Annotated in this window: 14 protein-coding genes and 1 pseudogene; 6 read left to right on the forward strand and 9 right to left on the reverse strand. The window is 72.8% G+C overall.

Going from position 1 to position 22,558, the window contains the following annotated elements; all coding sequences use genetic code 11:
* Window positions 1–544 (forward strand): annotated as a pseudogene (locus ACWDVB_RS01200) (hypothetical protein); the annotation flags it as partial.
* Here the strand turns inward: ACWDVB_RS01200 and ACWDVB_RS01205 are convergent.
* Entirely contained in the window at window positions 507–1,334 is an 828-nt protein-coding gene (locus ACWDVB_RS01205; RefSeq protein WP_451513523.1) for an enoyl-CoA hydratase family protein, read from the reverse strand. The pseudogene ACWDVB_RS01200 and the gene ACWDVB_RS01205 overlap by 38 nt on opposite strands.
* A gap of 264 nt (window positions 1,335–1,598) precedes the next feature.
* Here ACWDVB_RS01205 and ACWDVB_RS01210 point away from each other — a divergent pair, with 264 nt between their 5' ends.
* Entirely contained in the window at window positions 1,599–2,090 is a 492-nt protein-coding gene (locus tag ACWDVB_RS01210; RefSeq protein ID WP_451513454.1) for an ATP-binding protein, read from the forward strand.
* On the opposite strand, the gene ACWDVB_RS01215 is transcribed toward ACWDVB_RS01210, so the two are convergent.
* The 5 genes from ACWDVB_RS01215 to ACWDVB_RS01235 form a co-directional block, all read right to left on the reverse strand.
* Complete coding sequence (locus ACWDVB_RS01215) at window positions 2,060–3,514, reverse strand: amino acid permease (protein ID WP_451513455.1); 1,455 nt, start codon at window positions 3,512–3,514, stop codon at window positions 2,060–2,062. The genes ACWDVB_RS01210 and ACWDVB_RS01215 overlap by 31 nt on opposite strands.
* Window positions 3,515–3,599: 85 nt before the next feature.
* A complete protein-coding gene (gene argF, locus ACWDVB_RS01220) occupies window positions 3,600–4,598 on the reverse strand; it encodes an ornithine carbamoyltransferase (RefSeq protein WP_451513456.1) in 999 nt (332 codons plus the stop codon).
* Between the two features lie 149 nt (window positions 4,599–4,747).
* Window positions 4,748–5,980: an arginine deiminase gene (locus ACWDVB_RS01225; RefSeq protein ID WP_451513457.1), complete on the reverse strand. Its 1,233-nt coding sequence runs from the start codon at window positions 5,978–5,980 to the stop codon at window positions 4,748–4,750.
* 96 nt (window positions 5,981–6,076) lie between these two features.
* Entirely contained in the window at window positions 6,077–8,740 is a 2,664-nt protein-coding gene (locus ACWDVB_RS01230) for a polynucleotide kinase-phosphatase (RefSeq protein WP_451513458.1), read from the reverse strand.
* The gene (locus tag ACWDVB_RS01235; RefSeq protein WP_451513459.1) at window positions 8,737–10,239 is read right to left on the reverse strand and encodes a 3' terminal RNA ribose 2'-O-methyltransferase Hen1; all 1,503 of its coding nucleotides are present in this window, start codon (window positions 10,237–10,239) and stop codon (window positions 8,737–8,739) included. The genes ACWDVB_RS01230 and ACWDVB_RS01235 overlap by 4 nt, the downstream gene beginning before the upstream one ends.
* 288 nt (window positions 10,240–10,527) lie before the next feature.
* On the opposite strand from ACWDVB_RS01235, the gene ACWDVB_RS01240 reads away from it, so the two are divergent.
* The 3 genes from ACWDVB_RS01240 to ACWDVB_RS01250 are packed head-to-tail and all read left to right on the forward strand — an operon-like array spanning window position 10,528 to window position 14,013.
* Window positions 10,528–11,214, forward strand: coding sequence for a response regulator transcription factor (locus ACWDVB_RS01240; RefSeq protein ID WP_451513460.1), 687 nt, complete (start codon window positions 10,528–10,530; stop codon window positions 11,212–11,214).
* 49 nt (window positions 11,215–11,263) lie between these two features.
* A complete protein-coding gene (locus ACWDVB_RS01245; RefSeq protein ID WP_451513461.1) occupies window positions 11,264–11,899 on the forward strand; it encodes a DUF4255 domain-containing protein in 636 nt (211 codons plus the stop codon).
* On the forward strand, window positions 11,896–14,013 hold the full coding sequence (locus tag ACWDVB_RS01250; protein ID WP_451513462.1) for an AAA family ATPase: 2,118 nt from the start codon (window positions 11,896–11,898) through the stop codon (window positions 14,011–14,013). Before ACWDVB_RS01245 ends, ACWDVB_RS01250 begins: the two co-directional genes overlap by 4 nt.
* A gap of 42 nt (window positions 14,014–14,055) precedes the next feature.
* Here ACWDVB_RS01250 and ACWDVB_RS01255 read toward each other — a convergent pair whose 3' ends face one another.
* The 3 genes from ACWDVB_RS01255 to ACWDVB_RS01265 all read right to left on the reverse strand — a co-directional run bounded on the left by ACWDVB_RS01255 (window position 14,056) and on the right by ACWDVB_RS01265 (window position 20,432).
* Window positions 14,056–15,456 carry an RICIN domain-containing protein gene (locus ACWDVB_RS01255; RefSeq protein ID WP_451513463.1) on the reverse strand — a complete coding sequence of 467 codons (1,401 nt, stop codon included), beginning with the start codon at window positions 15,454–15,456 and terminating at the stop codon, window positions 14,056–14,058.
* A 5-nt stretch (window positions 15,457–15,461) separates the two neighbouring features.
* Complete coding sequence (locus ACWDVB_RS01260) at window positions 15,462–17,123, reverse strand: peptidoglycan-binding protein (RefSeq protein WP_451513464.1); 1,662 nt, start codon at window positions 17,121–17,123, stop codon at window positions 15,462–15,464.
* A gap of 147 nt (window positions 17,124–17,270) precedes the next feature.
* The gene (locus tag ACWDVB_RS01265; protein ID WP_451513465.1) at window positions 17,271–20,432 is read right to left on the reverse strand and encodes an AfsR/SARP family transcriptional regulator; all 3,162 of its coding nucleotides are present in this window, start codon (window positions 20,430–20,432) and stop codon (window positions 17,271–17,273) included.
* A 491-nt stretch (window positions 20,433–20,923) separates the two neighbouring features.
* Here ACWDVB_RS01265 and ACWDVB_RS01270 point away from each other — a divergent pair, with 491 nt between their 5' ends.
* On the forward strand, window positions 20,924–22,543 hold the full coding sequence (locus ACWDVB_RS01270) for a phage tail sheath family protein (RefSeq protein ID WP_451513466.1): 1,620 nt from the start codon (window positions 20,924–20,926) through the stop codon (window positions 22,541–22,543).
* Window positions 22,544–22,558: the final 15 nt, after the last annotated feature.

Here is a 22,558-nt window from a genome sequence, read left to right on the forward strand (position 1 = left end):
CTCCGGCGCCCTCGGCATCCCCACGCCCGCCGCGAGCGGCGTGGGCATCCGGGCCGCGGCGGGCGTCTCGGCGAGGCCGCCCTGGGCCGGGCCCGTAGATGCGGCCCGGTCGGCCGCGGCGGGCATCGAGGGCGGCAGCGGCCCGCCACTCGCCCCCGGCGACTCCGGCGCCCTCGGCATCCCCACGCCCGCCGCGAGCGGCGTGGGCATCCGGGCCGCGGCGGGCGTCTCGGCGAGGCCGCCCTGGGCCGGGCCCGCAGGTACGACCCGGCCGGCCGCGGCGGGTATCGAGGGCGGCAGCGGCCCCGCACTCGCCCGCGGTGACTCCGGTGCCCCCGGCATCCCCACGCCCGCCGCGAGCAGCGTGGGCATGGGGTGTCCGGCTGTCGTGATGTGGGACGACAGGGGCGCCCGGGGCGTGTCCGCCGCCTCGGTGGGATCGCTCGGGGGCGGGCCGGTGGGGGGCGAGGGTCGCTGCGGTCCAGGGGGCGTCGGCACCTCCGCGCTCACCGTCCCTGCCACTTCGGTGGGCGCTTCTCTGTGAAGGATGCGTGGAACTCGGCGTAGTCCTCGCCGGTCATCAGGAGGGCCTGCGTCGACGCGTCCAGTTCGATGGAGGCGGCCAGCGGCATGTCCAGTTCCGCGGTGAGGAGCGCCTTTGTCTGCGCGTACGCGAGGGCCGGGCCGTCCGCGAGGCGGCGGGCCAGGGTTCGGGCGGCCTCGGCGGCCTTGCCTTCCTCCGTCACCTCGCTGATCAAGCCGATCCGTTCGGCTTCGGGGGCCCGCACTGGTTCGCCCAGCATGAGCAGCCGCGTGGCATGGCCGAGGCCGACGACGCGCGGCAGGAGGTAGGCGGCCCCCATGTCCCCGCCGGAGAGGCCGACCCGGGTGAAGAGGAAGGAGAAGCGGGCGCTCGGATCCGCGACGCGGAAGTCCGCGGCCAGGGCGAGCACCGCGCCGGCGCCCGCCGCCACCCCGTGCACGGCGGCGATCACCGGGAAGGGACACTCCCGGACCGCCCGCACGACCTGGCCGGTCATGCGGTTGAAGTCGAGGAGCTGAGCGGTGTCCATGGCGAGCGTCGCGCCGATGATCTCGTCGACGTCACCCCCCGAGCAGAAGCCGCGCCCCTCGCCGCCGAGCACGAGAGCGCGTACGGACCTGTCTCGGGACAGCTCGGCGAGGAGGTCCCGCAGGTCGGCGTAGGCACCGAAGGTGAGTGCGTTGAGCTTGTCGGGACGGGCGAGGGTGACGGTGGCGACCCCGTCGTCGACGGCCAGGCGCAGATGCCGCCAGTCGGGGGTGCGGGTCGCGGAGCCGGTGAAGGGACTCATCATGTGCGGCCTCCTCGGCCGTGCGGCTGCGGCTGCGGCTAGGGCGGGGGCGGGGGCTGGAGTTCGCTGCTCGTTGTGCGCTGCTCGTTGTGCGCTGTGGTTCCCTTCCTGAAGTTATCACTCCTTCGTGACCGTCGTCATGACTGCGCGATATAACCGCGACCCGCCCGACAGCCGCCCCTGTCGCCCTAGCGCTTAAGATTCGTACCGTTGAAAGCTGGACCGCCCGAAGCAGGACCGCCTGCTGCCCTGAACGGATCCGCCTTGTACGAGCCCCTCACCCTCGCCTCCTGGCGCGTCGCGCTGCCGCACACCACGGCAGCAGTGCCCGTCGCGCGCGCTCTGGTCCGTACAGCGCTCACCGACATCGAGTCGTCCGCCGACACAGACACCGACACCGACACCGCCGAGCTGCTCACCGCGGAGCTGGTGGCCAACGCCGTCGAGCACACCGGAGGGCACGGCCCCATAGAGCTGGTGATCGAGCTGCTGCCCACCGGCTGTCAGGTCGAGGTGCACGACCGGAGTCCGCTGCCGCCCGGCGATCTCACCGCCCCCGAACCGCCCGGCGAGCCGGACCCCTGGCAGGAGCACGGGCGCGGCCTGCTCCTGGTCCGCGCCCTCAGTTCGTCCTGCGGCCACCGCCCCACGGCGTCCGGCAAGGCGGTGTGGTTCACGCTGCCGACCCGCGCGTGCGCGGCGTCTCCTCGCCCGGCCGGATCGGCTTACTGGGCGGGGCCCCGCGTCACGGCCTGATCGGGCGCGTTCGCGAGGCGGGACCTGCTACGGCCGTAGAGCGCGTACACCACCGCGCCCACCACCAGGAACACGGTGAACTGCACCCACGTCGACCAGCCCGTGCCCCAGATCAGATAGAGACAGAAGCCGACGCCGAGAAGCGGGCTGACGGGGTGGAGCGGGACGCGGAAGGTGCGCCGCAGGCCGGGGTTCGAACGGCGCAGCGCGAGCACCGCGACGTTCACCACGGCCATGATCGAGAGCGTGCCGATGGTGGTCAGGTTGACCACCACGTCCAGCGAGGAGAAGGCGGCGGGGACGGCGACGACGGCCGCGACGATCCACGTGCCCGCGACGGGCGTCGACGTGCGCGGCGAGACGCGTTCGAAGACGCGCGGCATGAGGCCGTCGCGGGACATCGACATCAGGATGCGGGTCTGGCCGTACATCACGGCGAGCACGACGGAGGCGATGGCGACGACCGCGCCGAAGGCGATGATGCCGCCACCGACGGCCGAGTCGGTGACCTGGTCGACGATGAGCGAGAGCGCGGCGGGCTTGTCGGCCACGGCGTCCGGGCCGAGCGCGCCGATGGCCGCGAGCGCCACGGCGACGTACAGCAGGGTGACCACACCGATGCAGATCATGATCGCGAGCGGGATGTTGCGCCGCGGGTTCCTGACCTCCTCACCGGCCGTGGTCACGGCGTCGAAGCCGATGAAGGAGAAGAAGGCGAGCGAGGCGCCCGAGGTGATGCCGGAGACGCCCGTACCCGCGAAGGGCGTCAGATTGCCGTCCTTGAACGCGGTGAAGGCGATGGCCAGGAACATCAGCAGGATGCCGATCTTCAGCACCGCCATCGCGGCCGTGGCGCCGGCGCTCTCGCGGATGCCGCGCACCAGGAGCACGGCGGCGAGCAGGATGACGACGACGGCGGGCAGGTTCACGGCGCCGCCCTGGCCGGGGCCCGCGGACAGGGCGGCGGGCAGCTGCCAGCCGGTGAGACTGTCGAGGAGTTCGTTGAGGTACTGGCTCCAGCCGACCGCGACCGCCGAGACGGAGACGCCGTACTCCAGGAGCAGACACCAGCCGACGAGGAACGCGACGCGCTCGCCGAGAGAGGCGTACGCGAAGGAGTACGAGCTGCCCGACACCGGGATCGCGCCGCCCAGCTCGGCGAACGAGAACGCGGTGAAGACGCAGGTCACGGCCGCGAGGACGTACGAGACGGCGACGGCGGGGCCCGCCTCTGCGACGGAGTCGGACAGGCCGACGAAGATGCCGGTGCCGACGATGGCGCCGACACCGAAGCACATGAGCTGGAAGAGCCCCATGGTCCGCTTCAGGCCGTGCCCTTCCAGGTCGGCGCCGGATTCGGCGACGAGCTGGTCGGGGGACTTGATGCGCGACATGCGCGCCCCGTGCGGACTCTTGGGGCTCATGGGGTGGTTCTCGATTCTGGTGGTGCGTGGTGCGTTGTGCGCGATGCGTTGTGCGTGGTGCGTGGTGCGTGCGTCGTACGGCGGGTCAGGCGAGGGTCGCGACCAGTACTGCCTTGATGGTGTGCAGGCGGTTCTCGGCCTCGTCGAAGACGACGGAGTGCGCCGACTCGAAGACCTCGTCGGTGACCTCCAGGGAGGTCAGCCCATGGCTCTCGTATATCTCGCGGCCGACCTCGGTGCCCAGGTCGTGGAAGGCCGGCAGGCAGTGCAGGAACTTCACGTCCGCGTTGCCGGTGGCGCGCAGGACGTCCATCGTCACCGCGTACGGCGCGAGCGCGGTGATCCGCTCGTCCCAGATCTCCTTCGGCTCGCCCATGGAGACCCAGACGTCGGTGGTGACGAAGTCGGCGCCCCGGACGCCCTCGTCGACCGCCTCGGTGAGCGTGATCCGGGCGCCGCTGGCCGCGGCGAGCTCGCGGGCCCGAGCGAGGATCTCCTCGGCCGGCCAGTAGGCCCTGGGCGCGACGATGCGGACGTCCATGCCGAGGAGGGCGCCGGTGACGAGGTAGGAGTTGCCCATGTTGAAGCGTGCGTCACCGAGATAGGCGAAGGCGATGTCGGCGAGCGGCTTGGCGCTGTGCTCCGTCATCGTGAGGACGTCGGCGAGCATCTGGGTGGGGTGCCAGTCGTCGGTCAGGCCGTTGTAGACGGGCACGCCCGCGTGGGCGGCGAGCGTCTCCACGGTCTCCTGGGCGTCCCCGCGGAACTCGATCGCGTCGAACACCCGGCCGAGCACCCGGGCGGTGTCCTTGGTGGACTCCTTCTTGCCGATGTGCGAGCCGGACGGGTCGATGTACGTCGTGAAGGCGCCCTGGTCGGCGGCGGCGACCTCGAAGGAGCAGCGCGTACGGGTGGAGCTCTTCTCGAAGATCAGGGCGATGTTCCTGCCGGAAAGGCGCCGCGTCTCGGTCCCGGCCTTCTTCTCCGCCTTCAGCTCGGCGGCCAGGCCGATCAGGCCGCGGAACTCCTCGGCGGTGAAGTCCAGCTCCTTGAGGAAGTGGCGACCGGTGAGGTGTGTGGCCATGGTGATGCTCCTGGGACGCGAGAACGGGGACAGGGGAATTGAAACTATATACGATCCTCGACATTTATATGCAGGCAGTGCAGACAGTGCAAGCAGTGCAGGTAATGCAGGCAGGTGAGACTCCGTGCACCCGGGGCCGCATGCCGCGGCTAGACCCCCGGCACCGCGCCCCTCTCCACCGGGCAGCTCATGCACCGGGGCCCGCCCCGGCCGCGCCCCAGCTCGCTGCCCAGGATCTCGATCACCTCGATGCCCTGTTTGCGCAGATACGTGTTGGTGGTCGCGTTCCGCTCGTACGCGACCACCACGCCCGGCTCGACCGCGAGGACGTTGCAGCCGTCGTCCCACTGCTCGCGCTCGGCCGCGTGCACGTCCTGCGTGGCCGTGAGCACCCGGATCGCGTCGAGGCCGAGCGCGGCGGCGATGGCGCGGTGCATGTTCTCGGGCGGATGGTCGGTGACCTTCAACTCCCGGTCGCCGACGCCTGGTTCGATGGTGTACGAGCGGAGCATGCCGAGGCCCGCGTACTGCGTGAAGGTGTCGCCGTCGACCATCGTCATGACCGTGTCGAGATGCATGAAGGCGCGCCGCTTCGGCATGTCGAGCGCCACGATCGTCCGCGCCGAGCCCGCCGCGAACAGCTTGTGCGCCAGCATCTCCACGGCCTGCGGTGTGGTGCGCTCGCTCATGCCGATGAGCACCGCGCCCTTGCCGATCACCAGGACGTCGCCGCCCTCGATGGTCGAGGGGAAGTCCGCCTGGCCCTCCGACCAGACGTGGTAGTCCTCGCCGCGGAACAGCGGGTGGTGGCGGTAGATCGCCTCGAAGTGCACGGTCTCGCGCTGCCGGGCGGGCCAGCGCATGGCGTTGATGGAGACGCCGTCGTAGATCCAGGCGGAGGTGTCGCGGGTGAAGAGGTGGTTGGGCAGCGGGCGGAGCAGGAAGTCGTCCAGGTCCATGCAGTGGAAGCGCACGGACGTCGGCTCGGGGTGGGCCTCCAGGAACTCCCGCTTGGTCATGCCGCCCACCAGCGCCTCGGCGAGCTCCACCGACGGCATCGTCTCGAACGCGACCCGCAGGTGGTCGGTGGCCAGCGGGCCGTACTCCTTCTCGTCGAAGACCCGGTCCAGGACGAGGAGGCGGGCCGCGGGCACGTCCAGGGTCTCGGTCAGCAGGTCACCGAAGAGGTGCACCTCGACGCCCCGGTCGCGCAGCACGTCCGCGAAACCGTCGTGCTCCTGGCGGGCCCTGCGCACCCACAGCACGTCGTCGAAGAGCAGCGCTTTCCTGTTGCTCGGAGTCAGCCGCTTGAGCTCCAGATCGGGGCGGTGCAGTATGACGCGGCGCAGCCGCCCGGCCTCGGAGTCGACATGGAATCCCATGGGGTCCATCTTTCCCCGGCCGGACGGCGTACGCGCGGTCAACGCCGTACGCGCTGTCAACGCCGTACGTGCGGCCAACGCCGTACGCGGTGGCGCTCAGAGCCTCGGGTCCACCGGCTCCGACTCCAGCGCGAGGACCGCGAAGACCGACTCGTGGACGCGCCAGAGCGGCTCGCCCTCCGCGAGGCGGTCCAGGGCCTCCAGGCCGAGCGCGTACTCGCGCGTGGCGAGCGAGCGCTTGTGGCCGAGGGAGCGGTCCCGCAGCCTGTCCAGGTTCTCCGGGCGCGTGTACTCGGGGCCGTAGACGATCCGCAGGTACTCGCGGCCCCGGCACTTGATGCCGGGCTGCACCAGCCGTCCCTGGTCGTTCCTGACGAGGGACGCGACGGGCTTGACGACCATGCCCTCGCCGCCGCGGCTGGTCATCTCCAGCCACCAGTCGACGCCCGCCCTGACGGACGACTCGTCGCCGGTGTCGACGTAGAGGCGGCGGGTGGTCTGGAGCAGACCGGACCCGTCGTGCTCCACCATGCGGTCGATCAGGGCCAGTTGCCCGTCGTGCGGGAGCGCGGCGAGACTGCGGCCCTGGACGGCCAGGATCTGGAACGGCGCGAGCCGTACGCCGTCCAGGCCGTCGGTCGGCCAGCAGTAGCGGCGGTAGGCGTCGGTGAACGCGGCGGCGTCGACGGCGCGTTCGCGCTGCCTGGCGAGGAGTGCGCCCGCGTCGACGCCGCGCGCCGTCGCGGCCTCCAGGGCGGCCAGCGCGCCGGGGAAGACGGCCCGGGATGCGGCGCCGACAGCCGCGTACTGCGTACGGAGCAGGCCGGACGCCTTGAGCGACCACGGCATCAGCTCGGCGTCGAGCAGCAGCCAGTCCGTGTCCAGCTCCTCCCACAGGCCCGCCTCGCTGACGGCGGCGCGCAGCCGGGCGAGTATCTCCTCGGTGACGGACGCGTCGCTGAAGAAGGGGCGGCCCGTGCGGGTGTAGAGGGAGCCGGTCGGGCCCTCCTCGACGCCGAAGCGCTCACGGGCCACGGCCGCGTCGCGGCAGACCAGGGCCACCGCGCGCGAGCCCATGTGCTTCTCCTCGCACACGACGCGGGCGACGCCGTCCCGCGCGTACGAGGCGAAGGCCTCGACCGGGTGCTCCAGGAAGTGTCCATCAGCGGCTCCGCCGCGGGCCTCCCGGCGGGAGGTGGCCGTGGGTGCCATCGTCGGCGGCAGGTAGGGCAGCAGGCGCGGGTCGACGGCGAAGCGGCTCATGACCTCCAGGGCGGCGGCCGCGTTCTCCTCGCGGACGGCGACGCGGCCCGCGTGCCGGGTCTCGACCACGCGGCGGCCGTGTACGTCGGTCAGGTCGAGCGGGCGTCCGTCGTGACCGCCCGGCGCCTCGGTGCGCAGCGGCTTGGCGGGCTCGTACCAGACGCGCTCGGCGGGTACGTCGACGAGTTCCCGCTCCGGCCAGCGCAGCGCGGTCAGCTTGCCGCCGAAGACGGCGCCGGTGTCCAGGCAGATGGTGTTGTTCAGCCAGGACGCGGTGGGCACGGGGGTGTGGCCGTAGACGACGGCGGCCTTGCCGCGGTAGTCCTCCGCCCACGGGTAGCGCACCGGAAGACCGAACTCGTCGGTCTCGCCGGTCGTGTCGCCGTACAGCGCGTGCGAGCGGACCCGCCCGGACGTGCGCCCGTGGTACTTCTCGGGCAGACCGGCGTGGCAGACGACCAGCTTGCCGCCGTCGAGGACGTAGTGCGAGACGAGCCCGTCCACGAACTCCCGCACCTCGGCGCGGAATTCGTCGCTCTCCCGCTCGAACTGCTCCATGGTCTCGGCGAGTCCGTGGGTGTGCTGGACGCGGCGGCCCTTCAGGTGGCGGCCGAGCTTGTTCTCGTGGTTGCCGGGCACGCACAGCGCGGTGCCCGCGGCGACCATCGCCATGACGCGGCGCAGCACGCCGGGGGTGTCGGGGCCGCGGTCGACGAGGTCGCCGACGAACACGGCCGTACGGCCTTCGGGGTGCCTCCCGTCGACGTAGCCGAGCTTGTCGAGGAGGGTCTCCAGTTCGGAGGCGCAGCCGTGGATGTCGCCGATGATGTCGAAGGGGCCGGTGAGGTGGGAGAGGTCGTTGTAGCGCTTCTCGGTGACGATCCCGGCGCCGTCGATCTCCTCCGCCCCACGCAGCACGTGCACCTTCCGGAAGCCCTCGCGTTCCAAGTGCCGCAGCGAGCGGCGCAGTTCGCGCTGGTGGCGCTGGATGACGCGGCGCGGGACGCCGGCCCGGTCCGCGCGCGTGGCGTTGCGCGCGGCGCAGACCTCTTCGGGCACGTCGAGCACGATGGCGATGGGCAGCACGTCGTACTCCCTGGCCAGCTCGATCAGCTGCTTGCGGCTGTCGCTCTGTACGTTGGTCGCGTCGACGACCGTACGACGCCCTGCGGCCAGCCGCTTGCCCGCGATGTAGTACAGCACGTCGAAGGCGTCACGGCTGGCGCCCTGGTCGTTCTCGTCGTCGGCGACGAGACCGCGGCAGAAGTCGCTGGAGACCACCTCGGTGGGCTTGAAGTGCCGCCGGGCGAAGGTGGACTTGCCGGAGCCGGTGGCGCCTATGAGGACGACGAGGGAGAGGTCGGTGACGGACAGCGTGCGCCCTGCCTGAGGTGCTTCGGTACTGCTGCTGGTGGTGCTGCCGGTGCTGTTGGTGTTGTCAGTGCTGTGGGTGTTGCTGGTGCTGCTGGTGCTGTCGGTGCTGCTGTCGTCGGTCATGCCGTCTTCACTCCCTGCGTGCTCCCGGCGGGTCCGGTGCCGGTGCGCTTGTCCTCGTTCCGTGTGAAGACCGCCATCTGGGTCGGCGGGCCCACCTCGGGGTCCTCGTCGCCGACCGGTGTGAACTCCACGTCGTAGCCGTGCCGTTCCGCCACCTGGCGGGCCCAGGACCCGAACTCCTCGCGCGTCCACTCGAAGCGGTGGTCGCCATGGCGGACGTGGCCGGCCGGGAGGGTCTCCCAGCGGACGTTGTACTCGGCGTTCGGCGTTGTCACCAGGATGGTGCGGGGCCGCGCGGAGCCGAACACCGCGTACTCCAGGGCGGGCAGCCGCTCCAGGTCGACGTGTTCGACGACCTCGCTGAGCACCGCCGCGTCGTACCCCTTGAGCCGCTTGTCGGTGTACGCGAGCGAGCCCTGGAAGAGTGTGACGCGCTCCGCCCGGCGCTCGCCCATGCGGTCCAGCTTCAGCCGCCGCGAGGCGACGGTCAACGCGCGCATGGACACGTCGACGCCGACGATCTCCGTGAACCGGGCGTCCTTGAGCAGCGCCTGCACCAGCTGGCCCTGCCCGCAGCCCAGGTCGAGCACGCGCCCCGCCCCGGCGGCGATGAGCGCCATGAGGATCGCCTCACGGCGCCGCACGGCGAGCGGCACCGGCTTCTCGTCGGTGTCGGACTCCTCGTCGACGGCGTTGTCGACCTCGTCGACGTCCGTGTCGTCGGCGTCGGCGAGCCGCACCAGTTCGAGCCGCTCCCTCGCCTCGCGGGTCAGTGACTGGCGCCGCGCGAGGTAGCGGCTGGTGATGAGCTGCTGCTCCGGGTGGTCCGCGAGCCAGCCCTCACCGGCCCGCAGCAGCTTGTCGACCTCGTCCGCCGAGACCCAGTAGTGCTTGGCGTCGTCGAGGACGGGCAGCAGGACGTACAGGTGCCGGAGTGCCTCGCCCAGGGTCAACTTGTCGTCTGTGGCGTCGAGTACGAGTCCGACGTACCGTGAATCGCCCCACTCGGGGAACCGCTCGTCCAGCGGTACGGGCGTCACCGTCACCGTCCAGCCCAGCGGCTCGAACAGCGCCCGCACCAGCTCACCGCCGCCGCTCGCGGGCAGCGCCGGCACCTCGACGCGCAGCGGCAGCGGCTGCCGGGCCCGCTCGGGACGCGCCTTGCACACGCCGTGCAGGGCGCTGGAGAACACCGCGCTCAGCGCGACGGCGAGCAGCGACGACGCGGCGTAGGGACGGTCGTTCACGTACTGCGCGAGCGCCGCGTCGGGTGCCCCGCCCCGTCCCTTGCCCTTGCCGCGCCGCACGAGCGCGACGGGATCGACCTCCAGGAGCAGCGCGGCCGTGCAGCGCTCGGCGGTCGCCTCGGGGTAGAGGACGTGCGCGGTGCCGTAGGAGGTGGAGAACGCCCGCGCGTTGTCGGGGTGCTTGTGCAGCAGGAACCCGAGGTCGGTCGCCGGGCGTTCTGGGGTGCCGGTGGTGCTGATCGTCAGGAACACGGTGGGTCGGCCTCGAAACGGGGTCAGGGCTGAGGGGGGTGGTCAGGTCCTTCAAAGTACAGCGCCCACCGCGGGCGCACCCGGGAATTTCCCCTCGTCAGGCACCGCGCGGGAGGCCCCGGGCGCGCACGTGCATTCGCGTCCGCTCACGCGCACTGACGTCCCGCTGACGTCCACTCACGTCCACTCACGTCCGTAAACGTCCGCGTTGATCCATCGGTAATCGTTTATTGATCGACCTCGCTCACCCTGTGCCCGTCGATATTCGGGGGAAGACAGGGAACACCAGTGTCGGATACACGCATATCGGTGGCCGTGCACGCCACCGACCCCCTCAGTCGGGCCGGAGTGATCAGTCACCTCCGCCACCAGCCCAGCGTCGAGCTGGTGGACCGTACCGAGGACACATCGCAGACACCCAGGACCACGCACGAAGCGGCGCCCGCACCGGAGCGGGTCGCCGTCATGCTCGTCGACCGGCTCGACGACCCCGCGGGCACCGAGCTGCGCCGCCTCGCCAGGTCCGCCGAGCAGCGCGTCGTGCTGATCGCGAGCGAGCTGCGCGAGCCGGAGCTGCTCGCGGTCGTCGAGTGCGGCGTACGGGCCATCCTCTGGCGGCACCAGGCGACCCCGCAGAAGCTGCTGCGCGCCGTGCACAGCGCGGCGCGGGGCGAAGGGGAGCTGCCGCCCGACCTCATCAACCGGCTCATGACCCAGCTGGGGCGGCTGCGGCTCTCGGCGCTCGACGGCACGCCGTCGGCCGCCGGCGCGCTCGTGCCGACGCTGGGCATGGCGCCCCGCGAGGTGGACGTGGTGCGGCTGATCGCGGAGGGCCTGGACACCAAGCGGATCTCGGAGAAGCTCGCCTACTCCGAACGCACCGTCAAGAACGTGCTGCACGCGCTGATGACGCGCCTGCAGCTGCAGAACCGCGCGCATGCCGTCGCGTACGCGCTGCGGGAGGGATACATCTGATGCCGCCGACCCACCACCTCCGACGCCCGGCCGGGCCCGGGGCGTCGACGTGATCCACGAAGTGGACGAAGCGCTGCGCCGGCTGCTGCGGGGCGCGCTCCCCGAAGGGACCGGCGACGTCGTCTTCGAGGCGCCGAACCGCGACTGGGCGGCGCGCCGCAACGCGCCCACGCTCAACTCGTACCTGTACGACATCCGCGAGGACGTGGCCCGGCGTGAGCGCGGCGCGTACGCGGAGCACGGCCCGGACGGCGTCGTGCTGCGCAGGCGGCAGCCGCCGCGCTGGTTCCGGCTCTCGTATCTGCTCACCGCCTGGACCAACCGCCCCGAGGACGAGCACCGGCTCCTCTCGGCGGCGCTGGGCACCCTGCTCGCGCACGAGCTGCTGCCGCCCGACCGGCTGCCGGACGCGCTCGCCGCGCTGCGGGCGCCGCTGCCGCTCAGCGTCGCGGTGCCGCCGCCCGAGTCCCGGTCCATCGCGGACATCTGGTCGGCGCTGGGCGGCGAGCTGAAGCCGTCCCTGGACGTCGTCATCACCGTGCCGTTCCCGGTGTCTCCGACGTACGACGTCGCACCGCCGGTCACCGAGGGCGCCGTCGTCGTACGCGGCATCGACGGCGAGCCGGGCGACGCGCGGCCACGGCGGTTGCGGAGCCGGTCGCGCGACGGAAAGGCTGCCCAGTGAACGCGCCCGAGCCAGTGAACGCGTCCGCGACGCTGAACGCGTCCGGAACGGTGCTCGCCCAGCTCGACGTGTTGCGCGAGCGCGTGGCCGAGCTGGTCGAGCGGCGCGGCGCGGCCGATCCCACGGCGGCGGACCCGCTGCGCGGCCTGTACGTGTCACCGGAGACGGCCCACCGGCTGGCCACGTCCCCGCCGCCGGTCGTCCCGTCCTCCCCCGCCCTCGGGGCGTACGAAACAAGCGGCCGCCTCGGCGACCTGGCCGAGCTCTTCGGGCTCACGCCACTGGACGTTCGTATTCTGCTGGCCGCCCTCGCGCCCGACGTGGACCGCCGCTTCGAGCCGCTGTACGGCTTCCTCAACGACGACGTGGGGCGGCGCCGCGCCACGGTCGCGCTGACCCTCGACCTCGCGGGCACCGGTCCGTACGACCCGCAGGCGCGCGCCCGCTTCCATCCCCGGGCGCCGCTGCGCGCCGGAGGGCTTCTCGCCCTCGACGAGGAGGACCGGCCGCTGCCGGGGCGCGCGGTGCGGGTGCCGGAGCGGGTGGTGGCGTGGCTGCTCGGTGACGACGCGCTGGACCCGGAACTCGTGGGCAGCGCCGTTGAATTGCTGCGTCCGGAGGAGTCACGGGTGGCGGATCCGCTGGCCGCGCGCCTCGCGGAGATCGCCGCAGCGCGGCCCGTACTCGTCCATCTGCGCGAGCGCAGAGGCACCACCGCCGCCGAGCCGGTGATCGCCGCGCTGCGCGCCGCCGGGCTGCCCGTGCTGCACCATCTGCCCCCGGCCGGGCCCGGCAGCGCGGATGCCGGGCCCGCCGTCGCGCTGCTGCGCGAGGCACGGCTGCGGCGGGCCGCACTCGTCGTGTCGCCGCTCCCTCCCGACCCGGGCCCCCTCGTACGCTCGTTGGCGACCGGAAACGTACCGGTGGTGTTCGTCGGGAGTGAGCCGTACGACCCCGGATGGGCACCCGACGCGGGACTGCTCGCCCTGGACGCGCCGACCCGGGACGACATCGACGCACCCCGCGCGTGGCGCACCGAACTCATCCGGCACGCACCCACCAACAAGCCGGACCGCGGCACCGCCACGGACACCGACCCCGGCCCCGGCCCCGACCCCGGCTTCGATCTCGGCTTCGATCTCGGCTTCGATCTCGGAGAGGCCGTCGCCCCCTACCGGCTCGGTGAGGCGCAGATCCGCCGGGCCGCTCGGGCCGCCGTCGGGCTGGCCGCGTTCGACGGCACCGCGCCGACCGCCGCGCACATCCAGCGCAGCGCCCGCCTGCAATCCGCGCCGGTCCTCGACAAGCACGCCCGGCGCATCCGGCCCGAGGTCGGCTTCGAGGACCTCGTGCTCCCCGATGAACCACTCGCCCAGCTCCACGAGTTGGCTCTGCGCGCCCGGCACCGCGACATGGTGCTCGGCACCTGGCGGCTGCGTACCGGAGGCGGGCGCGGGCGTGGGGTGATCGCGATGTTCGCCGGGGACTCCGGCACCGGGAAGACGCTGTCCGCCGAGGTGGTGGCCGGTGAACTGGGACTGGATCTGTACGTGGTGGACCTGTCGGCGGTCGTCGACAAGTACATCGGCGAGACGGAGAAGAACCTGGAGCGGATCTTCTCCGAGGCCGACCGTACGGACGCCGTGCTGCTCTTCGACGAGGCCGACGCCGTCTTCGGCAAGCGCTCGGAGGTCAAGAGCTCCCACGACCGGTACGCCAACCTGGAGAGCGCCTATCTGCTCCAGCGCCTGGAAGCCTTCGACGGGATCGCCGTACTGACCACCAATCTGCGCGCCAACATCGACGACGCGTTCACACGGCGTCTGGACCTCGTGGTCGACTTCCCCTTCCCGGACGTCGAGCAGCGCGTCACCCTGTGGCGGACCGCCCTGGCGGGCACGCCCGGCGCACGTGAGCTTGAGGGCGAACTCCTCTCCTGCGCCAAGGAATTCGAGCTTTCCGGCGGCGGCATCCGGTCGGCGGCCGTCACCGCCGCCTATCTGGCGGCGGGGCGCGGCGGCCCGGTCTCGGGAGCCGACGTACGGGCCGGGGCGCGGCGGGAGTACCGCAAGATGGGCCGGCTGGAGCCGGGTGGGTCACTGCCCTGGCAGTGACCCACCCCAACACGGGGCAACACGGGGCAACACGCAGAACCGCTACCGCGGCCAGTCGGAGATCGTCCAGCCCATGCTCTTGCGGTCGTCGCACTTCCACGTGACCGCGCTGGTGTCGTTCTGCATGTCGACGAGGCACTCGCCCGAGCCGACGGCGACGATCCGCGTCAGTCCGTCGTCGCGCCTCTCCAGCTTCCACTTCTGGTTGTCCGGCAGCCGGCCGGTCCTGATGTTCTCCGGCGGGGCACGGAAGATCTGGACGATGTTGGTGTTGACCTTCTGGTCCATGACGGTGCCCGGGGCGTTGGCGGGCTCCAGGGCGTAGGTGTCGGACTCGGGGTAATGGTGCAGGACCCAGTCCTGGTTCTCGCCGAACTCGTCCGTGAGGGAGGGGTTCTGGCCGACGTAGGTGCCGTCGGCCTGCTCCCCCTTCTTGACCTCCAAATACCAGCCGCTGCCTTCGGCGCTGCGGATGGTGTGCGTCTCGGGGCCCTTGGGTGTGGCGTCCTTCTTCTCGTCCTTCTCGGCCTTCTCGCCGCCGCCGTCCGGCTCGGACTTCGGCGCGTCTTCCTCGCCGCCATCCGGGGGCGCGGGCTTCTCCTTCTTCTCCTTCTCGTCGGCGCTCGGCTTGGGGCTCGGCGCCTGCTTCATGCCGTCCCCCTGCGGGAGCTGCTGCTGCTTGCCGGGCTTCTCCCTGGCCTGGGTGGTCATGTTCGGCTTGTGCTGGAACCACAGCACGGCCGCCGCCACGCCCAGCGCGACCAGGACGGAGAACACCGCCATCACCCAGCGCGGGAACACCGACGGCTGTACGTAGGTGCCGCGCAGCTCCACCGGATCGGGCACCCCGGCCCGGAGCACGGAGACGGTGAACGGATGCTTGCGGGTGCCGCCGATCCAGCTCACCGCGCCGGGCTTCAGGCTCAGCTCCGCGAAACCGGCGCGGCCCGGGGCGACTTGGACCGAGCCGGGCTCGGCCTCGACCTCAAGCTCCTCACCGTTCTCGCGGCCGGAGAAGGAGACGGTCAGCTGCTGGTTGCCGAGGTTGTCGACGGCCACCGCCGCCTTGGCGCGCAGTCGGCCGCGTACGACCAACGGCAGCAGTTCCGTGCGGAGTTCGGTGAACGGGCCGACGGTGACCTGGCCCTCGACGACGTCCGCGGTGTGCGGCGTCTCGCGCGGGCGCACCCGGACGCCGAACCGCACCGGGCCCGCCTGCGCGTCCGGGGTCCGGGGCGGCGCGAGCACGACCTCGGCCGTGGCCTCCGCGCCCGGGTACAGGCGCAGCACGTCGGGCTGGACGCGGGACCAGCCGGCCGCGTCGCCGACCATCTGGAGGCGGTACTCCTCGACGGTGTCGCCGGTGTTGCGCACGCGCAGCCGCACGGTCGCGGTGGAGCCGGGCTCCACGGTGGTGACGTCGGGTTCGAGTGCGGTCCACATGCCGATCACCGCCCCGCCACGCCGGGGCTCTTCACGCTTCCGCCGACCATCGCCCGGAGGGTCGCGGTGTCCGCGACGCCGGTCCGGGGGAGGCCGACCGCGCCCTGGTACTCCTTGATGTGGGCGGCGGTGTTGCCGCTGTACCTGGCCGTCGTGGGCGGGATGCGGCCGTTCTCGAAGTAGGCGACGCCGTGCTGGGCGTACGCCCGGTCCCGGGCCAGGTCGTCGTCGCTGATGCCGGCCTGCGAGGCCCACCAGAACGCCGCCTGCACCTGCACGACCTCCCAGCTGTCGGCGCCGGAACGGACGTCGGCGGCGCGGACACCCTGTGCCCACAGGGAGGTGAGCGTGGCCCGGCCGAGCGTGCCCTTCCTGTCGGTGGCGAAAATCTGCGCGGTGTTGTTGCCGCTGCTCCGGCCGCTACGGACCACGGCTTCCTGGTAGCAGATCAACGAGTCCTCCGTGTTGGCGTCGATGACGCCGGGGGTCCAGCGGCCGTCGAGGGTGCATGCGTTCCTGGAGCCGAGGGCGGCGAGGCGGCGTTGGGCGTACTCGACCACGACGTCCGGCTTGTAGCCCCGCTTCCACGGTGGTCCCGCGTGGGTGGCGCCCCGTTTGGCGCCGGGCCTCGGCCTGTCTCCGCCGGTCGCGTCACCGGCGCTGCCACCGCCTCCGCCGCCTCCGCCACCTCCGCCACCATCGCCCCCGCCTCCGCCCCCGCCGGACGAGGACGAGCCACCGGAGCCGCCATCGTCACCTCCGCCACCGGGCCCCGCACCCCCGCCGCCGATGCCGCCACCGCCTGGGGCGTCGCCGGTCTTCTTCTCCTTCGGAGGCGGCGGGGCGTCGCCGAGCTCGTCCTTCTCGCCGCCCTGCGGGGCCGCGTCCGGCGCCGCGGCGGCCTGGTTCTCGCGCGCGGAGCCCGTCATCTTGGGCGTGAAGGAGAACCAGAGCACCACGAACGCGACGGTGAGCGCCGCGAGGACGCTGCCGAGCGCGAGGAGCCGGCGCGGCAGGAGCGCACGCTGGTCGAAGCTGCCCGGCAGCTCGTGGGCGGTCTCGTCGCCGGAACGGCGCACGGAGACGGTGAGCGGGTGCGCCTGCGCGGGGCCCGTCCACCGCACCTGCTGCGGACGCACCGTCATCTTCGCGAACACCGCTCTGCCAGGGGCGACTTGGATGCTCGTGGGCAGGACGTCGAAGGAGAGCCGGTCGGCGTCGTCGCGGGCGGTCAGCGATGCGGTGAGCGGGGTGTTGCCGAGGTTGTCCACGGCGACGGAGGCCCGGCCGCGGACGCGTCCGACGATGGTGGGCGGAAGGAGTTCGGCCCGTATCTCGGAGAAGGGCGTGACGGTGACCTGACCCTCGACGACATCGCGGGCCTCGGGCTGTTCCCGGGGCTCGACGCGGATGCCGAACGGCGTCGGCCCGGCGGTCGCGTCCGGCGAGCGGGGCGGCGCGAAGGAGATCTCGGCGGTGCCCTCGCTGCCCGGGTAGAGGCGCAGCACGTCCGGTTCGACGCGGGACCAGCCCGCCGGGGTGCCGACCACCCCCAGCCGGTACTCCTCGACCGTGTCTCCCGTATTGCGTACGCGAAGCCGTACGGTCGCTCGGCCACCGGGGTCAACGGTCACCGCGGCCGGGTCAAGGGAGTTCCACCACGTCATACGGGCACGGTAGGGGGCGCCGCGGGGTTGCTCCTTGTACGAAAGGGCCACGTCAGGGGCAGCCCGTACTGCCCTCCCGTACGGACGGCGGTGCAGGGCCCGTACGCACGCGCCGCCGCCGGCCTCCGCGCGGCCCGGGGCGGCGGCTCAGCCGTGTGCCGAGAGCACGGGCCGGGGCGTGCCGGTGCGCGGCTTCCACTGGGCGAGCAGCGCGGCGATCTCTGCGGCCTCCATGGCGCCGCGCCGGTCCATGACGCGGTAGGCGATCAGCAGGGCGGCCCTGGCCCGGTCGAGGTCGCCGAGGGCGAGCAGCGCACGGCCCCGCGCGGCCATCGCCAGGGCGTGGCAGAACGCGTCGCCCAGCTCGCCCTCGACGGCCAGCGCCGCGTCCGCGCAGTCCATGGCCTTGCCGGGGCTGCCCAGGTCCAGTTCGCAGGAGGCGAGGCGGGCCCAGCACAGCGCCTCCCAGCGTGGGTCGCGCGACCGGGCGTGCAGGCGCCCCGCCTCGCGCAGCCGGTCCGCGGCCTCGGCGGCGCGGCCGTCCTTCAGCAGGGCGCAGCCCGACTGGTAGAGGACGTGCGCGAGGGTGGACGTACTGCCCGACTGCCGTGCCTGGCGCACCGCTTCACGGAGCGCGGTGTCGGCTTCCGCGCGCCGCCCGAGGGTGACGTACACCCGGGCCATGTGGGACAGCACGCGGATCCGGTCGCTGTGCCCGCCGAGCGCCCCGAACCTCGCGTAGGAGAGCCGCAGTTGCTCCAGGGCGGCGTGGGGGCGGCCGGTGCCCATGAGGACGATGCCCAGCTCGTGACTGCCCTCGGCACCGACCAGCGGATCACCCGCCACCGCGGCCAGACGCAGACTCTCGCGCAGCATCCGCTCGGCACGGCCGTAGGTCTCGGTGCCGTAGTGCGGCGCCCCGAGAAGCCGCAGGGCACGAGCCGCACACAGATCGTCACCGTGCCGCCGAGCGGTCTCCAAAGCCAGCTCGGCGAGAGGCTCCAGGTCACGGTGGCGGGCGGTGCCGACCAGAAGATGGGACCAGGCGGTGAGCAGGTCCACGGTGGGCCGCAGCCCGGGGGGCGCCCCGCCGTTGTCGTGTGAGGGCGGGTGGTCCGGGACGTGGCGTAGGGCGTTTTCGGCTGCCGCGTACAGGCGGGAGTGGGCGACGACCAGCCAGTCGTGGGCCGCGGTCTCGTCCGGGAGGGGCTTGCCCGGGGAGGCCGGTCGGTGCAGGAGTGCGGGCAGCACGCTGTGCGGCTTGGTGCGGCGGATCGCGGTGACGACGGTGGCAAGGACGTAGTCGAGGAAGCGGAGCCGGGCCTCGGCGCGCTCCCGCGCGCTCTCCTGGCGCTCGCACTGCTGCTGGGCGAAGAGCCTGACGAGGTCGTGGAAGCGGTAGCGGTCCTCGCCGTGCAGCTCCATGAGGCCCGCGTCGACCAGGCGTTCCACCGCCGTCTCCGCCTCTTCGTCGCCCACGTCGAGCAGGGCGCCCGCCGCGCCGCGGCAGAAGGAGGGCATGTAGCAGAGCGACGCCATGCGGAAGGCGCGGGCGAGGCCGGGGTCGAGGGCCTCGTAGCCGAGCCGGAAGGTGGCCTCGACGCCCAGGTCGTCCACCCGCAGCTCGTCCAGCCTGCGGTGTTCGTCGCGCAGCCGGGCGGCGAGGTCGGCGACGGAACGGCCGGGCCTCGCGGCCAGCCGGGCCGCGGCGATACGGACGGCGAGGGGCAGCCCGCCGCAGGTGGCGACCAGTTCGCGGGCGGCGGGGCGTTCACCGGCCACGCGGTCGCGGCCGATCATGGCGGCGAGCAGGCCGAGCGCCTCCCTCTCGTCCATCGTCTCGACGGCGACGAGGCGCGCGCCGGGCAGCGTGATGCTCCGCGAGCGGCTGGTCACCAGGACGGCGCAGCCCGGGGTGCCGGGGAGCAGCGGCCGTACCTGCGCGGTGTCGCGGGCGTTGTCGAGGAGTACGAGGACGCGGCGCCCGGCGAGGAGCGAGCGGTACAGGGCGGTCTGCTGGTCCAGGCCGTCGGGCACGGCGCTCTCGGGCACGCCGAGGGCGCGGAGGAACCCGGTGAGCGCGCCGCCGCTCTCCACGCCGGGCGCCGGGTCGGCGCCGCGCAGATCCACGTACAACTGCCCGTCGGGGAACTCCTCGCGCAGGGCGTGCGCGACGTGCACGGCGAGCGCGGTCTTGCCGACGCCACCGAGCCCGGTGAGCGTGGCCACGGCCATGGCGTCGCCGGACGCGGCACCGCGCAACGTCTCGGTGAGCTGACGGACTTCGGCCTCGCGGCCGACGAAGTCGGGCGGGTCGGGGAGGAGCTGTGCGGGGACGAGAGGGGCGGGACGCGCGCCCCGCGACCCCGTACCCGGGGGGCCGGGGTGTCCGGTGTCCGGTCGGGTGGGTGTGCGGCGCCGCCCGGTGTCCGCGAGGGGCGGCGCCGTACGGAGCGGTGGCCGCGGGGCGGCGGCCCGTGGGAGGGGGAGGCCCGTCAGGAGGTCCGCGTGCAGCGCGGCGAGTTCCTCGCCCGGGTCGACACCGAGCTCCGTGGCCAGCGTGCGGCGCGTGGCCTCGTACACCGCGAGGGCGTCCGCCTGCCGGCCGCCGCGGTGCAGGGCCAGCATCAGCAGGGCCTGGGCGCGTTCGCGCAGCGGGTGTTCGGCGGCGAAGACCCGCAGGGCGCCGGTCGTCTCACCGTGGCAGCCCAGTTCGAGGGCGCAGGCGAACAGCTCTTCCTGGGCGGTGACGGACAGTTCGGTGAGCCGGTCGCGCTGACGCTCGGCGTAGGGCCCCGGCAGACCGGCCAGCGGGGCGCCGTCCGACAGGGCGAGCCCCGCGGTCAGCTCCTCGTACGCGTCGGCGTGCCGGCCGCTGTCGCGCAGCCGCCGCGCCGCGGTCACCCGGTCCTCCAGCTCGCGGGCGTCGAGGGCGCCGCGCGGCACCCGCAGGGCGTAGCCGTCGCCCGCCGACACCAGGAGCCGGGCGGGCGCGCGGGAGCGCCGGCCGGGTTCGAGCAGGGCGCGCAGCCGGGACACGTACGTACGCAGCGTGCCCACCGCCCGCGGCGGCGGCTCCTCGCCCCACAGGGCGTCCACCAGCTCGGCGGCGGAGACGGGCCGCCCGTCGCGCAGCAGCAGCACGGCGAGGGTGGCGCGCTGCTGCGGTGAGCCGAGCGTCAGCGGCTGCCCGTCGCGCCAGGCCCGCACCGGTCCGAGGACCTGGAACCGGAAGGCCCCGCCGGGTTCGTCCCGGTCAGGCCCCCTCTCGCCGTTCCGGCCCGGTTCGCCGTCCGCGTCGCCCCGCATCGTCGGCCCCGCACCCCCACCCCTTGCCCCGTGACACACCGCGCGTCTGCCCGTTCGTACCGGCCACGGATGTCCATCAGCACCAAACGTTACGACAGTCGCACCGGCCTCCCGAGCCCCCGGGGCACTTGTGCCACCTTGTTGACCAGGTATTGACGCCGCTGGGGCGCGGTGCGGGGCATATGCGCCAAGGAGCATTCACATTCGGCCGGATGCGGCGGCGGACGGAACGTGAGCCGCTCTCCGCCCCTCCCCCGCGTCGGCGCGGATGTCCGGACGGGCAACGTCCGCTGCCCCCGCCGACATCCTCCCGGCGCACCGGGCCGCGCCCCCCTTGTCGCGGTGACCGGCCGGGCGGCCGGGCGGCCGAACGGGCAGCGGCATCTGCCCTCGTTGACGTCCGTTTGTCTCTACGCACCGGCACGCGCGTGGGACATCGTTTTCCTTCTTCCCTCCAGTTTCCGCCCTTCCAGGAAGAGAGCCAGGCCACCATGCCCACGTACCTGTCCCCCGGCGTCTACATCGAAGAAGTGGCCAGCGGTTCGCGCCCCATCGAGGGCGTCGGCACATCCGTGGCGGCCTTCGTCGGTCTGGCGCCGCGCGGGCCGCTCAACGAGCCGACGCTGGTGACCAACTGGTCCCAGTACGTGGCCGCGTTCGGCGAGTTCACGGACGGGTACTACCTGGCGCACTCCGTGTACGGGTTCTTCAACAACGGCGGCGCCGCCGCGTACGTCGTACGAGTCGGCGGCACCGACACCACCGGCCCCCAGGAGCAGTCGCCGGCCCCCGCGCGGGCGCCCAAGGAGCTGACCGCGGGCGAGCCCGTGGCGCTCGGCGCCTTCGCGGTGTCGGCGATCGCGGCGGGCTCCACGGGCGGTGGGCTCACCGTCGAGGTGCAGGACGGTGAGGGCGAGAGCGCGGCGGACCGCTTCAAGCTGGTCGTCAAGGACGGCGAGAAGGTCGTCGAGAGCTTCGACGTGAGCGCGAAGAAGACCGCGCGCAACTACGTCGTCACCCAGGTCAAGCAGCGTTCCAAGACCATCGTCCTCGAAGAGGCGTCGGCGGCGACGGGCGGCCAGTTGGCGAGGCCCGAGGCGCAGACCGTGACGCTCGCACCGCCCGCGCCCGCCGCCGCCGTGACAGCGTCCTCGGCGTCCTCGGCGTCCTCGGCGTCCTCGGCGGACGGCGCGGCGGCCCGCGTCGAGACCGCCCAGTTCATCGGCGACTCCGCCGACCGCACCGGCTTCGGCGGCCTGGAGGCCCTGGACGAGATCAACATGGTGGCGGTGCCGGACCTGATGGCCGCCTACCAGCAGGGCCTGATCGACGAGGAGCAGGTCAAGGCCGTCCAGCTCGGACTGATCTCGCACTGCGAGCTGATGGGCGACCGGATGGCCATCATCGACCCGCCGCCGGCGCTCAACGCCCGCCAGGTGCGTCAGTGGCGCCAGGAGCTGGCGGGCTACGACTCGCGTTACGCGGCGCTCTACTACCCGTGGATCAAGTCCTTCGACCCGGCAAGCGGCAAGTCCGTGATCGTGCCGCCGTCCGGCCACATGGCGGGCGTATGGGCGCGCAACGACTCCGAGCGCGGCGTGCACAAGGCGCCCGCCAACGAGATCGTGCGCGGCGCGGTGGACCTGGAGCTCCAGATCACCCGGGGCGAGCAGGACCTGCTCAACCCCATCGGCGTCAACTGCATCCGCGCCTTCCCGGGACGCGGCATCCGGGTGTGGGGCGCGCGGACGATGGCCTCCGACCCGGCCTGGCGCTACCTGAACGTGCGCCGCTACTTCAACTACCTCGAAGAGTCGATCCTCATCGGCACCCAGTGGGTCGTCTTCGAGCCGAACGACCAGGCCCTGTGGGCGCGCATCCGGCGCAACGTCTCGGCGTTCCTGGTCAACGAGTGGCGGTCGGGCGCGCTGTTCGGCTCGCGCCCCGAGGACGCCTTCTACGTCAAGTGTGACGCGGAGACCAACCCCGTCGAGTCGGTCGACGTCGGCCGGGTCGTCTGCGAGATCGGCATCGCGCCGGTCAAGCCCGCGGAGTTCGTGGTGTTCCGGCTGGCGCAGTTCTCCGGCGGGGGCGGCGAGCTGGAGGAGTAGACCGCGTACTCGACT

The organism is Streptomyces sp. NPDC003379, from assembly GCF_053589195.1.

Bases quoted from the DNA above. Each gene is read 5' to 3' on its own strand.
- ACWDVB_RS01265 (WP_451513465.1), bottom strand. From the start codon at position 20,432: ATGCGGGGCGACGCGGACGGCGAACCGGGCCGGAACGGCGAGAGGGGG.
- argF (WP_451513456.1), bottom strand. From the start codon at position 4,598: ATGGCCACACACCTCACCGGTCGCCACTTCCTCAAGGAGCTGGACTTC.
- ACWDVB_RS01230 (WP_451513458.1), bottom strand. From the start codon at position 8,740: ATGACCGACGACAGCAGCACCGACAGCACCAGCAGCACCAGCAACACC.
- ACWDVB_RS01255 (WP_451513463.1), bottom strand. From the start codon at position 15,456: ATGTGGACCGCACTCGAACCCGACGTCACCACCGTGGAGCCCGGCTCC.
- ACWDVB_RS01225 (WP_451513457.1), bottom strand. From the start codon at position 5,980: ATGGGATTCCATGTCGACTCCGAGGCCGGGCGGCTGCGCCGCGTCATA.
- ACWDVB_RS01270 (WP_451513466.1), top strand. From the start codon at position 20,924: ATGCCCACGTACCTGTCCCCCGGCGTCTACATCGAAGAAGTGGCCAGC.
- ACWDVB_RS01215 (WP_451513455.1), bottom strand. From the start codon at position 3,514: ATGAGCCCCAAGAGTCCGCACGGGGCGCGCATGTCGCGCATCAAGTCC.
- ACWDVB_RS01205 (WP_451513523.1), bottom strand. From the start codon at position 1,334: ATGAGTCCCTTCACCGGCTCCGCGACCCGCACCCCCGACTGGCGGCAT.
- ACWDVB_RS01260 (WP_451513464.1), bottom strand. From the start codon at position 17,123: ATGACGTGGTGGAACTCCCTTGACCCGGCCGCGGTGACCGTTGACCCC.